Origin of the sequence: Streptomyces sp. NPDC001407, assembly GCF_042895325.1 — a bacterium.
Lineage (GTDB): Bacteria > Actinomycetota > Actinomycetes > Streptomycetales > Streptomycetaceae > Streptomyces.
In genome coordinates, this window is record NZ_JBIAWF010000014.1 from 155,381 (window position 1) to 169,089 (window position 13,709).

At 70.5% G+C, this 13,709-nt stretch carries 11 protein-coding genes; 6 read left to right on the forward strand and 5 right to left on the reverse strand.

Translation table 11 applies throughout. The features are described from left to right. Both ACFY1P_RS20610 and ACFY1P_RS20615 read right to left on the reverse strand, forming a co-directional pair. Positions 1 to 822 (reverse strand): hypothetical protein, encoded by an 822-nt coding sequence (locus tag ACFY1P_RS20610; protein ID WP_390751456.1) that lies wholly within the window; start codon positions 820 to 822, stop codon positions 1 to 3. 322 nt (positions 823 to 1,144) lie between these two features. Continuing rightward, the gene (locus ACFY1P_RS20615; protein ID WP_390751457.1) at positions 1,145 to 1,933 is read right to left on the reverse strand and encodes a ParA family protein; all 789 of its coding nucleotides are present in this window, start codon (positions 1,931 to 1,933) and stop codon (positions 1,145 to 1,147) included. Between the two features lie 1,041 nt (positions 1,934 to 2,974). Between ACFY1P_RS20615 and ACFY1P_RS20620 the strand changes: the two genes are divergently transcribed. The 3 genes from ACFY1P_RS20620 to ACFY1P_RS20630 all read left to right on the forward strand — a co-directional run bounded on the left by ACFY1P_RS20620 (position 2,975) and on the right by ACFY1P_RS20630 (position 8,313). Beyond that, on the forward strand, positions 2,975 to 3,412 hold the full coding sequence (locus ACFY1P_RS20620; RefSeq protein ID WP_390751458.1) for a hypothetical protein: 438 nt from the start codon (positions 2,975 to 2,977) through the stop codon (positions 3,410 to 3,412). A 2,235-nt stretch (positions 3,413 to 5,647) separates the two neighbouring features. Further along, a complete protein-coding gene (locus tag ACFY1P_RS20625; protein ID WP_390751459.1) occupies positions 5,648 to 6,832 on the forward strand; it encodes a hypothetical protein in 1,185 nt (394 codons plus the stop codon). Between the two features lie 167 nt (positions 6,833 to 6,999). Beyond that, positions 7,000 to 8,313 (forward strand): winged helix-turn-helix domain-containing protein, encoded by a 1,314-nt coding sequence (locus tag ACFY1P_RS20630; protein WP_390751460.1) that lies wholly within the window; start codon positions 7,000 to 7,002, stop codon positions 8,311 to 8,313. Between the two features lie 62 nt (positions 8,314 to 8,375). Here ACFY1P_RS20630 and ACFY1P_RS20635 read toward each other — a convergent pair whose 3' ends face one another. Further along, entirely contained in the window at positions 8,376 to 9,935 is a 1,560-nt protein-coding gene (locus ACFY1P_RS20635) for a hypothetical protein (RefSeq protein WP_390751461.1), read from the reverse strand. A 194-nt stretch (positions 9,936 to 10,129) separates the two neighbouring features. Between ACFY1P_RS20635 and ACFY1P_RS20640 the strand changes: the two genes are divergently transcribed. Next, positions 10,130 to 11,557 carry a hypothetical protein gene (locus ACFY1P_RS20640; RefSeq protein ID WP_390751462.1) on the forward strand — a complete coding sequence of 476 codons (1,428 nt, stop codon included), beginning with the start codon at positions 10,130 to 10,132 and terminating at the stop codon, positions 11,555 to 11,557. 260 nt (positions 11,558 to 11,817) lie between these two features. Next, positions 11,818 to 11,958 (forward strand): hypothetical protein, encoded by a 141-nt coding sequence (locus ACFY1P_RS20645; protein ID WP_390751463.1) that lies wholly within the window; start codon positions 11,818 to 11,820, stop codon positions 11,956 to 11,958. 362 nt (positions 11,959 to 12,320) lie between these two features. On the opposite strand, the gene ACFY1P_RS20650 is transcribed toward ACFY1P_RS20645, so the two are convergent. Then, entirely contained in the window at positions 12,321 to 12,764 is a 444-nt protein-coding gene (locus ACFY1P_RS20650; protein WP_390751464.1) for a hypothetical protein, read from the reverse strand. A gap of 66 nt (positions 12,765 to 12,830) precedes the next feature. Continuing rightward, positions 12,831 to 13,226 (reverse strand): DciA family protein, encoded by a 396-nt coding sequence (locus ACFY1P_RS20655; protein ID WP_390751465.1) that lies wholly within the window; start codon positions 13,224 to 13,226, stop codon positions 12,831 to 12,833. 26 nt (positions 13,227 to 13,252) lie between these two features. Here ACFY1P_RS20655 and ACFY1P_RS20660 point away from each other — a divergent pair, with 26 nt between their 5' ends. Continuing rightward, positions 13,253 to 13,708 (forward strand): hypothetical protein, encoded by a 456-nt coding sequence (locus tag ACFY1P_RS20660; protein ID WP_390751466.1) that lies wholly within the window; start codon positions 13,253 to 13,255, stop codon positions 13,706 to 13,708. Position 13,709 lies beyond the last annotated feature (1 nt).

Below are 13,709 nucleotides of genomic sequence, written 5' to 3' on the forward strand. Positions count from 1 at the left end.
TCAGAAGCCCATGACTCGCAGCCATCGGTCGATACCAACGGCCACGATGTCAGCGGCGGGAACCTTGAGCCGGTTCATTACCCGGTACACCGCCAGCCGCTGATTCAGCTTCAGCTCCTCCGGCGTCTGCCACTTCAGGCCTTCACGCTTGATGAAGCGGCGCTGTAGCACGTCCTCCGCACGGGGGGTGTCTTCCGGCGTCCCGGGCCCGACGTAGGTATTCCACGGCTCCTGCATAGCATCCGGAGATGCTGCGCCACCACGGAGAAACCAGTCCATCGCCACTGCCACCAGGTCCGCCGGAGGGAGTTGGTTTATCCCCGAAACGACCTTCAGCAGCTCCATCCGATGCGGGATGTCGAGGACCACGGGAATCGAGGCGTTCAGAGGCTCGCGTGTGATGTATCGCTGGTCGAGTACATCCTCAGCTCGCACAAGGTTTTGCGCGGGGGGCGACATGTACTGGTCCCAGGTCGACACGGCTGGCGATGAACTCCCTGCCGTCGTGGCTGCCGAGGTGGTCATCAGCGTGCCCAAGGAGGCACGCGTCCCAACTCCTTCTTCCGAGGAACCTCCCGATCCTTGAGCAGCTTCACCCTCCCCTGCGCTGGCCTCAGCACGTGCCTCTGTGCGCTGTGCCGTCCCCAGAGCAGCATTCTCGGCCCTGTCCACCCCCGTGCCGGGCGAGGTCGAGGCCGACGCATCATCAATCTCGCCGCTCGTCCTGGCCGCCGAGGCGCTCTGCACCGCACCGCGATCTGCCGCTTCCGATCCTTCAGCGATGCTGACCACCGAGGCGATCTCACTGCCATCGGGCGTCACGGAATGAACAGCTTGCTCAGCAGCCCCCGGGCTTGTACCTGTCTGAGCCGGGATCTCGGTGCCACGGTCTTCCGGCCCCGGATCACGTTCCGTGGCTCCCGCCTCTGCTGGCTTCGATGCAGCTGCAGACTTTGGGTGAAGCGGTTTCGGTGCTTGCCGGTGAACTCGTCCTGGTCCACCGTCGCCCGCGGTGTCATCCGCCGGCTGCCCTGCCTTCTCGGCGGCAGGCTTCTTGTTGGCCTGCCGCTTCGCCTTGAGCGCAGCGATTCCTGACGCCGGAGCAGTCCGACCAGCGCTCTCTGCGCGGGGCTCCGACGTGGCTTCATCGGCCATAGCTCTCCACCGCCTCGGCGACAACCATCATCTCCTCGATGAAGGGGGTGGTCCGGGCCGACGGCGCGCTGGCGCAGATCGGAACCCTCACACGCCGGTTGGGGATCCACTGATAGTTACTCACCGGCGGTCCAACGTCTGCCTTGTACTTCGTCGCCAGCCTCTCGAGCTCCCGCACTGCCCACGCCGCTGGGCTACGGCCCACCTTGTACGGAATCAGCAGAAGCGGGTAGTCGGGGAGTGTCCGGAGCAGACCCTCGAGGGCTCGCAGCTCGTCATCTCCCAGCACAGCCGGGACTACCGTGACACGCGCTGCGGCCATTGCGCCGTAGGTGGACTCGCTGCCACCGGGGTGGGTGTCGACGACCAGCCGGCGCTTGAGGTCGCGGGCCCATTGCGTCAGCGACTCGGCGACGATGTCAGCCTTCGGCTGGTTCCGCTCAAAGTCGGTGTGCCCTGGGATGAGGTCTGGCTTCCGCCCCTGACCTGAAAGCGGCTTCGGGGTCTTCCCGGTCCGGAATGCTTCGAGCAGAGGAGCCTTGACCCTCTCCTCTTCCAGGTACCCCCAGCCGCGGGTGACTCCGCCCCAGTCCCACTCGAGGTCCGTGAGCACGGCCTTGAGGAGGGCCGCGAGCTCCCTGGCTGTGCGGCTCTTACCCACTCCGCCCTTGAAGCCGGCCACGGCAACGACGTCCGGGTCCTGCACTGGGGGGACATAGGGCTGAGACGTCGCTGCGGCCACGTTGGCAGCCAGTGCGACAAGCGCTTCGCTCGTCATGCGCGGCCACCCCCGGGAAGATGGCTATCGTAGGTGTTCACGACTCTTTTACTCCTCGCAGTGGTTGAGGGTCGGGGCTGATTGCGCCCGCCGGGGACCCCCTCCCCGGTGGGCGCTTTTTTGTCGGCACCACTTGACGCGATGTCGACTCTGAGCGGGTCCATCTTGCCCGAAGAAATGCGGTCACCGGGCAGCCGTTCCGCGCCGTACGTGACTTTAAAGCAACGAGCGGCGCTGAAACTGCCACCTCGCGGGCTGCGCCCACCGTATCGGTCCGCCGATCAGCGAGGCGGGAAGCAGTGCTCGCCGTAGCACCCGAACAGCCGCGCATTGTCCCCCTTGTCCGCTTCATCCTCCTGGGGTGACAGAGCGTCGGAGGGGGCTCAGCCCAGCAAGGCGACCGAACCACCCCCACCGCGCAGTCTCCTTCTGCATCACATGCCGAACGGTTGGTTCCCAGGGCCGGGCTCGCCGGTGCAAGCCGCATCCATATGAACGGCTCCCCCTTCTTGGTGTCGCCGACCACCAAGAGGCTGTCGGGGGCAGGGGTTCTCTGGGGAGAGGAAGGCACCCACGCTTTATACACGCCGTGTAAGGGTGGCCGCACTCGACACACCCATCGTCTTGACAGCACGCCAGGAACTGCACTCACGCAAGACGGCATCCCCGATAGGGGCGGATCCCCTCGCACCTCCTCTCGCAACAAGGCGACGAGGTTGTCATGTGCACGGCACTTTCATCTCAATCGCTGGCATGAAAACCCTGATCAGACCGCTATTGCGTCTTGCCGGGCCCACCCCAAGCGCTCCGCGGATGAATCGCACGCATGTTTCTCACTGTCATTGAGTGAACCCGGTGCGTAGCCTGACCGGCTGTCACCATCCGTCTCGCCTGACCGGCTCGGGAGACACACCGGAGGCGTAGAACATAGATCAAGTTCCACACACATCGTGTATGGTCGTCACAGAGTTAAAGGGGACGCATGGGCCCGTGAGCTGACTGCGCCTCGACCGATGACCACCGGACTTGTTGAGGAATCAGATGAGCGGATCGGCAGTTCGTCTACTACCGGGAACGCGCGTCACTGAGCTCACCGGGCTCCATGGCACAACCCTGGGAAAACTTGTCCAGGAGGGCTTCCTGGAACGCGATGAGCGGACCCTTCGATATAGGGGGACAGAAGCAGTCATCGCACAGGTGCTCGCGAACCTCGGCACACGGGCCTCAAAGCCTGATGCGAAGAGGGACCGACTCGCTGTCAATGCCCTTCGCGAAGCGCTCAACCGGGATGCGGTCAGCGAGTCCACGGGCTTGGTCATCGCGCCGAACTTCGCCCGGCTCACCCACACGCTCGGCGAGCTCCTTGACGCAACCGCTCATCTGCGCGACTACCGGGTGCTTGGAGTCGGAGCGTGGTTGTCGGAGTTCAGAGCCCAAGAACCTGGCGCCTTCCAACAGGAACTGATAGCCGCGCACTAATACAGACCGCTGACAGCTGGGGCCTCGTAGTCACGCGCCTACTCCCGAGGCGAACGTGCGGGTCGGCAGTCGCCGGCCGTTGGTTGTCAGGTTGGGGCGGGCCCTCCCGAGGCCCGCCCTCTCAACCAAAGGGGCACGAAGCCCCAGGAAGGAGAACGTAGAGCACGGCACCCTGGACCGTCAGCCGCAGGCCAAAAACCCATTCTGGGCCATGCGGTTAGTGGAGTGCGCCCTCAACAACCTTCCAGAGTCACCCTAGCCATGCGTAGGTCCGTTTCACCAGCAGCTGTTGAAGACGTCGGATCGTGCGCGCCAATCGCCAGCCTTCTTCGCCCTGCGCAAGCAAGGCAATGTACATGCCAAAGGGCGAGGCTGCTCCCCGCCGCCGTGCGGTCGTGGAAGCAGTGAAGCCGCGGCTTGCGGGCCTCGGTGCAACGAGAGATTGGCCCGTGCAGCTCGTCATCGGCTCAAGCGCCCGTTCGACCACAGTGCTCTGGACAGTGTCGGGCTCCGTCCGAACATGCGTGTGTGCGGGACAAGAATGAATCCTCGGCCCGCACACGCAAACCAGCCCAAGAAGGTGACAGCTACCAAGATCCCTAACTGAATCACGTCGCATGCTCGGCTTCCCAGCTTCCCCAAGCGGGCCGAGTGGCGATGGAGAACACCCTTCTCCCTCTCTGACTGGAGCTCATCATAGCTACCCCCACGAGGGCTGGTTCAGTCATGCCTGAATCAGGCACGAAATATCAGCCAGAATCACCCGAAGCGGCTCAATGTCGCACAGGCCCGTCTCCTCTGTGTCTCCTTCATGGACGACCCCACCAAGTAGCCGCCCAGCACTCGACCACAGCTCGATCGACTGCTTCGCTGAGCCGCCCGCTGATGCTCGGGCGGTCGATGCGTGCTCGGCTTCGTGCTGCGGTGCAGGCGTTTCTGGGTGGTCCGTCGGTGGCCGATGCGGTGCGGTTGGGTGCGTTGGTGTTGTTCGCGAAGTCGGGCTTCCGGTCGTCGCGTACGGCGATCACGACGCGTGAGCTGGGCCGGTGGCTCGGGTTGGCGGAGTCCACGGTTCGTCAGGACGTGCTGCCGCCGCTGGTCGAGGCCGACGTGGTGCGGTACCGGGTGACGGAGGGGGAGTGGGGGCAGCCCACGGGGCTGGACTGTGTGGTCATGCCGGTGTGGCGAGCCCGGCGTTCCGGCGATCCGTTGCATCCGCTGGCGTTGAGTCAGAGGGAGCTGGCGGTGCTGCTGCGGGTGCTGGAGGAGTTGTTCGCGCCGGGCTGGGGTCCGGGGGCGCGGGGTGCGGGTCTGCTGGCCGGGCGGGACGGAAAGGGTTCGGCGACGGACCGGCTGGCGGCATTGCTCCTGGTGCTTGAGGCCCGTGAGGACGGCAGCGTGCCGTTGGTCGGCGGTCGGTTGCCGAAGGGGCGGGGCCGTGCGGGGGCGACGGTTGCCCGGTTGCTGGGGTGTTCGGTATCCGGCGGGACGAAGGTGCTGCGGCGGCTGCGTTCCTATGGTGTGGCCGCGACGGAGCGGCGCGGTACGGGTTCGGGGTTGATGGGCAAGGCGGTCCTGGTGCTGCCGCCCGTCGTGGCGGCCCGTGCGGCGGCCGAGGCCACGGCCTGTGCTGTCGTGGAACCCGCTGGCCCGGTTGACGCTGGGATGGGTGGACGGCGCGGTGGGGTGACCGCTGGGGCTGCTTGCCGCGGGGCCGAACCGGTATCTGCCCCTGCTTCTGACGGCGCGGAAGGTGGCTGCGAGGGGTCGGTGGAGGCGGGGAAGGCCCTGCTTCCCGAGCGCCCCGATGGGGTGGGGGGAGAGAGCGGTGCGGCCGCGGCGTCCGGTGCCCTTGTGGCTGCTGGGGAGTCGGGTCTTGGCCAGGCCGGGGAGGCGGTGGTTGCAGAGCGCCCCGGTGCCCGCCCCCTTCACGCAGACCACCCGGGGGTTCCTACGGTGGATCTTGAGAGTGCGGGAAGTGGTGGGTTTTCCGGCGAAGCCGTTGGGGGTTGCTCTGGTCTGCCGGGTCGTGCACGTACGCGCGTAGAGCCCCCGCAGTCACCAGCCCAGGTGCCGGACGACGCCGGGCTTGAGGGTGGTGACGGTTGCCCGCTGCGCGGGGAAAACCATGATTCCTCCCTCCCCGACACCTTTCGGCCAGCCGCTGGCGGGGCACGGGATGCCTGTCGCGAGGGCCTGGCGGCGTGGACCGAGGCGACCGGGGGGCCGCCGCGGGTGTTCGCTTCGGTGCCCAAGGGCTGGGAGGCGTTGCTGGCGCCGGTGGCGATGGTCTGGGGCCGCCTGGACCGGCTGGCCGCGCGGCTGACGGTCCAGGCGGCCGTACGCCGCGAACTCGGCCTCCTCGATGGCCTGTTCGGTCCCGGCCGGGGGATGGTGATCCTGGGGGCGCGGCTGCGTCGGCGCGCTGCGGAGCTGGGTCGTCGGCCGGTGAAGGATCCGGTGGGCTGGCTGGTCGGCTGGGCGATCCCGCGCCGGGCGGTGTGCCCGGATGTGCGCTGTGACGACGGGCGGCGGATGGACACCGGCGCCCCGTGCGAACGGTGCGCCGAGCATCTCGGCGACCTTGTCGCACGGCGCCGCGAGGTGGGTTTGCAGCTGGCCTCCGGGCTGGCGGAGAAGGCGCCAGCGGGTGAGTACTTGCGGCGGTACGAGACCCGGCTGCGGGAGGTGACCCGCCGGGACGAGCAGCGGCGGGCCGAGCGCCGGGAGCAGGCCGCGCTCGAGCAGGCGCGGCAGGCGGCGGCGTGGGCTGAGCGGCGGGCGGAGCAGGAGGTGCTCGACGAGGCGCGGCGGGCGCGGCCGTGCGGGGTGTGCGGGCGGGCCTTCTCGGGTGGGCTGTGTGAGGTCTGCGGCAACGAGCGTGCGGCCCGGGCCGGGGTAGAGGCGGCGGTCGAGCTGGCGGTGGCCGTCTTCGGTGACCGGCAGCCGGTCGGGTTCGAGGCTGAGGTTCGGGCGGGGCTGGAGGCGCGGGTCGAGGAGCGGGTGGCCGCGGTGGTGGCGCAGGGGGCGACGGCGCTGACCGGCTCGCTGCTGCGCAAGCTGGCCGCCGAGGAGGAACTCGGCGCGGCCCGGCGTGAGGTGCTGGAGTACTTCCGGAGGGGTGAACAGGCGGGTGCGGAGGCGGAGTCGGCGAGCGCGGCGCTGCTGCGCCGGTGGCACCTGCACCGCTGTCACGACGGTCACGACTGCCGGGCGGACGCGCGGGAGCAGGCCCGTGTGGCGGGGGAGCGGGCGCGGCAGCGGGCGGCCGAGTACCTGCTCGAGAAGGCGCTCGTGGCGCTGCGGGCCCGTCGTAGTGCCCCGGCGTCGACGCCGGGGGAGTTGGATCCGTACCGGGTGGGTGCGGCCCGGGTGCGGGCCGCGATCAGCAACCGTCCCCGGGCGGGGGTGCTGGCATGAACCGCACGGCACTGGGACCCTCGCGATCTGACCCGGACTGCTCTGGTCCGTCAGCGGCGCGGCGGAACAGGGGTGATGGGGGCCGGGCTTCGGCCGCGTGCGGTGAGGACGGTGGGGAAGGCGGTGGTCCGTCGGCGCGGCGTGGCCGGAGCCGGCTGAGGGCGTGGGTGGAGGCGTTGCCGGGGCTGTCGGTGCGGGCGCGGCGGTTGTTGCTGGAGGGGGATGTCGAGGGCCGGTATGCGCGGCGGTCGGCGGGGGATGCGGGGTATGCGCTGACGATGGCGCTGGCGGCAGCCGCTTCGCAGCCGGGCCGGGCCTGGACGGCGGATCTGTTTTACGAGGCGCTGGTGCTGCGGCCGACCGTGGGCGGGGCGTGGGCGAGGTCTTTGCGGGTCCGGAAGTCGGACGAGTACGTGCTGGCCAAGCTCTCCAGCATGTTGGAGAGGGCCCGGAGGTTCGTCGGGTCGTCGGGGGAGCCGGTGTGGTGCCGGGCCGATGCGCTGGCCGGGGTCGCGGCCGTGCGGGAGGCGGTCGAGGGGCACCGGTGGACGGGATCGCAAGGTGGGGTGGACGAGAAGAACCTCGCCGCGCGTCTGGCCCGGTGCGAGCGGGCCGGCGGTCTGGAGCACGACGTTTCGGTGCGTCAGCTCGCCGAGGACATGGGCTGCGCGAAGTCGACGGTGGAGGACAGCAACCTCCGGCTGAAGGCGGCCGGCTGGTTGGAGTGGGTTCGCGTCGCACGCGGCAAGGGCTCCACCTCGGTATGGCGCTTGCGTATCCCGCCGCATCCCGCCGACCCCGGCGAGGGTGCTGTCGCGTGTGCAGCGCCGGGACACAAGCCAGCTGCGGGGGAGTGGGGGGCGGGAGGTGTCCCGGAGATGCACGGCCCGCGGGCGCGGCGGGACAGCCGGGCCCTGGCCGCGGTGATGGCCCACGACGCGTTCCACCACTGGGCCCACTCCGGTAACGGCGCGCGGCTGCTGTCCTGCCTTGACCCCGTCGACGGGATGAGCGTGCATGACCTGGCGGAGGCGACCGGCCTGCACCGCACCACCGTCAAACGGCGCATGAACCGGCTCGTCGACGACCACCTGGCCGAGGTCGCCGACGACCTCTACTACCTCCCGAGGCACCTCGCCGACGACGCCGGGCTGCGCGTGGACCAGGAGGAGCTCGAGCGGGTGGCCCAGGAGCACGGCACCGACGGACTGGGCGAACGAAGACGCCAACGCCACGTCCAGCAACGCGCCTCCTACCAGCGGTACTTGGAATGGTGCGCCGAGCGCGCGGCCCGCCGGTATCAGCCCGACCGGCCGCGGCTTCGACTCGTCCCGGAGGACGTCGTCGACCCGCGCACCGGGGAGGTCGACCCGCGGTGGGCCGGCTGGGACGTCTCCGACCCCTTCCGTCCGGTGTGGACCGGCGACCTCGCCCTGGCCCCACCCGGCGAAAGCGCTGTCGTGGGGGAGGAGTGTGCGTGACGGGCCGTGGTGCTCCGCTGCGCGTTCGCGACGACGTCCCGCACGCGGCCGCGCGGTGCGCCTTACGGCCGGTCGGACGCTGGCAACAGGCGGCGCAGGACGCGGTAGCGCGCGAACACCGGCCCCAGCCGCCGTGCCCGGAACCCGGGCCCCCACAGGGCGGTGAGGTGGGAGGTCCAGAACGCGGCGATCGCCTGGCGCGCGTGGCTCTTCGGCTCGGTTGTGTCCGTGGGCGGTTGGCCGGGGAGGTGACGGCCGTAGACCGGGACGGTGTTCACGCCCGCGGCGCGCAAGGCGCAGAGCCGGTGCTGGCCGTTGGTCAGCTGGCGCTGGCCTTCGTCCCACCAGATCAGGTCGGCGACCATCGCCTGCGCCCATGCCCGGTCGCGTTCGCTCAGGTGCTCCATCGCGTACAGCTCCTCGGCGCCGTCTTCATCACCGGCCTGCTCGGCCTCGGCATGCGCGAGCACCGCCTGGGCGATCGCCTTCCAGTCGTCGGCCTGGTGGTACGGGCAGGCCGCGAACTCCTCCGGGCGCAGCGCGGCAAAGAGCTCGGCGTGGGCGGCCTGGCGTGAACCGGACGTCTCCGGGTAGGTGCGCTGAAGGTCCTTGGCCCGTCCGCCGTGGGGGCATTTGAAGAGGAAGTGCGGCCAGGGAAGGCCGGATGCCGCCACCGGCCGTACCGCGGTGACGCCCTCCAGGTGCAGCGCGCGCTGGAGGGGGTCGGTGAACCTGCTCGGATAGAGGGCGGCCTCGTCGTCCGGCGGCGTGGGGCGCAGCGCGGCGTCCTGGTGCCGCAGGCTGTCGGTGTCGGGGGCGTGCATGCCGGTGAGCTCGTGGAACGGCCCCTCGTGCCACCAGTCGCTGCGGTCCTCGGCGACCCGCTCGGCGTTGGGCTGGACCAGGACGCGGACGTCGATGGGTGGCAGGACCAGCGTGCCCGGCAGCCCGTGCACGCACAGCAAGGTCACCGTCCCCGCGGTCCAGGCGGGGTCGGTCAGCAGGCCGGCAGCGTGCTCCGGCGGCAGGTGCCGGGCCCACTCGACGCGGTGGAAGCCCTCGTCCACCCCCATGTCCTGGGCCGGGAAGCGCACGGTATGGATCTGTACATAGTCGCCGGCCATCACCGCGGTCGCCGGTTTGCTGAACGCGGCCGCCCGCCGCCGCCCCGTCGGTACCACGCCCGGGCGCCGATCGGGCCCGTCGTCGTGGTCGTCGTCTTCGTTGTCCGTCTCCAGGCGTGTCCGGTCCGCATGCTGCCCCTGGGGTATCCGGCCGCCGGTGAACAAGGCCTCCTGCCGGGCGGGCCAGGTCGGGTTCTGAAGATCCCATGCCCGGCGCGCCGACTCCACCGCTGTCTCCACGTGGTGGTCTCCGCCGTCCAGCAGGACCGCGCCCGGCATGCCCTGGCACAGCACCGCCACGACCCCCCGGTGCGCAGCCTGCCGGGTGCCCACGTGCCGGGAGGAGGGATCGAGGAACGCCGGGCGTGCGATGTGCTCGACCCGCTCGACCCGCGCGTACTCCTCCCCGCGGCGGCGCCGGTCCGGTGTCATCCGTTCCGCGGCCACCTCGAGGTAGTCCCCCACCACCACGGCCTTGTCCAGCAGCACCCTGCGCACGCCCGCCCCTCCCCATATCCCCTACGGCCCCTCGGGCAGCCTAGGCCGTCCCGAGTCGGCCGAGTACGTGCTCCCGGCCCCGGGCTTCGCGGCCGGCGCCCGTGTTCCGGGGGCGCGGGGGCCGGGCATACGGGGCGGGCGGGGGCGGGGCGGTTGTCGGTGGGGTGTGGTGGACTGGAGGAGACAGGTCAACTGTGCTGTCTGGGGAGGAACTTGTGGGGATCTTCGGCAGGAACAGCGGGCAGCCCGACGCCGGCGGGCAGGCGCCCGTCATCGGCCCGGCGCTGCCGCCGGGGGAGCGGGGGCAGTTCGCGAAGACGGAGGTCGTGGGGGAGGGGGACTGGGCGGTCCTGCGATGGGACACCTCGCTCGGTGGCATCGGGCTGGCGTACTGGCTGCGGGACGCCAACGGGCAGCCGCGGTCAGCGGCCCGCGCCCTGGCTGCCCGCCACGGCAACCACCTGGGCGAGATCTACCGCGCGGTGGTGGCCGGCCGGGACACGTGGCAGCTGACCGGCCCGGAGCTCGCCGCATGCGACATCACCCCCGACGGACACATCGGCGCGATCTACCACCCGACCTGGCAGGACCTCGAGCGCCTCCTCGGCACCAAGGCACCGTACTGGCCGGGCGCCCTGCGCGACATCGACGCCATCACCGCCTGGCAGCCCGGCGCCGCCCCGGCACAGGTGCCCGCCTGCCACGCCGTCACCCCCACCTCGGCGTTGACCGAGCTGGCCGCCGCCGAGCCGGACGGCTCACCCGCGGCGGCGGTGTGCTGGTGGCTCGCCCGGGAGATCCGCCGCCGCGAGCACACCGCCGCCCTGCGCGCCGTCGCCCACATCCAGCACGCCGCCGCCGAGGGAGGCGACAGCGCCCACCTCGTTCTCGGCGCGGTCCCCGCCCCCTACCTGCGCGACGAACAGCACGAACCCCCACCGTCCGAGGCCGTGCGCCGGGCCGGATGGCTGGCCATCACCGCCCGCCGCGACACCCTCGCCTACCGCGCCGCCCAGACGGTGTGGCGCTGGGACGGCGGTGACGACTGGCACGCCGGCGCCACCGCGCACGTCCGCCCCGCCCTGTGTCCGGTCGCCGCCGAGTGGGCCGCCCGCCTTCAGCCCGCACCCACCGGCCAGCCCCCCACCGTCCTCGAACACGAACTGCTCCGCAGCACCAACACCCGCACCCTCTTCCACGACCCCGACACCCAGCTGCCCGCCGTACTGAACACCAGCACCGACGGCGACCAGACCGACCCCGACGCCCTGCACACCCTCGTCCCGCAACGCCTGCCCACCACCGGCCGCCTCGAGCACGTCCACTGCAGCGACGGCAACGTCTGGATCCGCACCGCCGCCGACCCGCAGTCCGGTCTTGCCGCCGGCCTGTGGCTCGCCCCCCACCGCCCCGGCGCAGGACTCGGCTACGGCTACAGCGGCGGCGGCCCCCACACCCTCGCCCAGCTCCTCGACGACCTCCTCGACGACATCACCGCCCCCGCCGTCGACCACCACCACCCCGACCCCCCAGCCGGACTCCTCCACCTCATCAAGACCGCCCCCCAGGACGAGCCCTCCACGTACACCCGTGCCCACCTGCTGGCCGCCCGCAGCAGGTGACCACTCACCCGGACCGCCCCAGCGCCCACCTACCTCGTCACCGAAGGCCGCTGATCCCGCGGCACGGCATCCGGCGGCGCCGACCCAGCCGGCGCAGCGAAGCAGCGCGCCACAGCCGCCCCTTTGGCGGCCCGGTCGCCGGATACCCTTGCGAGGCCGTGTCATATCCCTGGAGGAGGACCGTCGTATGCCTCAGGCAGACCGCACCCCGTCGCAGGACACCGAAATGGCTGGGGCCCCCGAGCCACAGGGTCAGCCCAGTGATTGAGGACGAAATGCAGATGGTCCACAAGATGGTCCTCAAGGAGGCGCGTGCTCTCCAGGAGGCCGAACTCACCAAGTTGCTCATGGAGCCCCGCCGTCCGTACTCGCGCTCTGCGGGGATACGGCCCCGCTTCTGAGGTCGGGCCGCTCAGCCCCGCGCCCGTCTCCCCGCGGCTTGGCGGTCGAGTATGTCGCCGGTCGGGCCTGCGTGGAGCCGGACGGTGTCCGCGGTGATGCGGTATCCCACGGGCCTTCCTGTCGGCGAGGTCAGTTGCCCGCCCTGGGACAGGACACGCCACAGCGCGGCCGCTCGCGACGGTAGCGGGGTCTGCGCAACAGGCGGGCGTCGGCAAGGGGTGCGTGGCCGCGTACCCACGGGCGGCTCCGCACCGTGCTGATCAACGAGCCCGGTGTCCGCGGCGTCACCGGGCTCACCCGGGCCCTGCGGCCTGAGCATCACCTCGGGCGAGCTCTCGGCCGCGCTACGGCGCCGGGCGCATCAGCCTGTCGGCGGCAGCGAGACCTTGATCTCGGGTATATCGATCTTCGGTGTTTCGACCTTGAGGTTCTTGCCGTACGTCTCGGTGATGCCGCCGTCCCAACGCACGGTCAGGGTCTTGCCGTCGTCTTCGAGTGTCGCGGCGCCCTTGGCGCGAGGGTTGTCACTGGTAGGGCACTTGAGGGCGAAAGTGGTGGTGGGGCCGGAAGCCTTCCCCTGGCCACTGCATACACCCTTCGGTGAGTCGGCTATGACATGGTCGTAGAAGAAGCTCACCCGGAAGATCTCGCTGCCCTCCTGGTGGTACCACATACCGTACGGTGCGCGGCTGGCACTGCTAGCGGAGGTGCTGCTCGCCGAGGGCTTGGCGCTCGCATCGGTGCTCGTGCCGCCCGCCTTGGCTCCGCCGTCGTGCGAGCCGCTGGTGCATCCCGCTGTCAGCATCGTGGCTGCAAAGGCCATACCCGTGATCCGCGCTGACTTCCGCACGTCATACCTCCACCACATCGATCATGAGCAGATCAAGGTAACAGGCCGTCCCCAAGGACTGCGGTCACGATGATGTCGGCAGCCGTCTCGCGGGGCCGCTCGCCGGGCTCGAGTGCGGCGAGCGGGACCGGAGGCGAGGATGCGGAGCGCGCGGACGGTCGGCCTGCCCGCGGCGTGGTTCGCGTCGCGGATGATGCGGGCCTGCTCCAGGCGGGCCTCGGCCGCCCAGGCCGCCGACTCCGGACACAGCGTCAGCTGACCGCTCTCCGCGTCGAAACCGACTGCGGCGACGTGCCCGGCCCGGCACCACAGCACCGCTCGTGGCCTCCCGAGGGTCGTCGGGCGCGGGCACGGGTCGTCCGACCAGACCAGGAACCCCAGTGGGTCCGGCAGATCGTCCGCGTCGAACGCGCACACCGGGAGGTCCGCGCCCAGGGTCCGGCATGCTGGAAGCCCACGACAACTCCGGTGCGGGGAGGCAGCCGATGCCGTGGGACGACCTCAAGCTGACCGGTCAGGACGGCCGGCGCCGCTCACTGGCCAACGCCCTGCGCGAGTACTACGGCGGTGACGACGGCTCGGCAGTCGTAGCGGTGGATGCGAGCCTGTCGAAGAGGCGCGCCTACCTCGCGGTACGTGACAAGGACGACACGGTGCGGCCGCTGTACCTGTGGCTGGCGCCCGCGGAGGAGTTCGTCGGCGGCGACTCCAACGACCCGGAGATGGGCCCGTACTTGATGCAGAAGGTCATTCCGGTCGAGGAATCGCCCGTACGCTGGCCACGGGCCGTAGCCGAGGCGGCTGACGACCTGGGAACCGTGACGGGCCCCGTAGGCGCTGTCCTGCCCCGGGGGAAGGGCCAGGAGCAAGGCGAGGGCGCCCCGTCCGTATCGTGGTGAT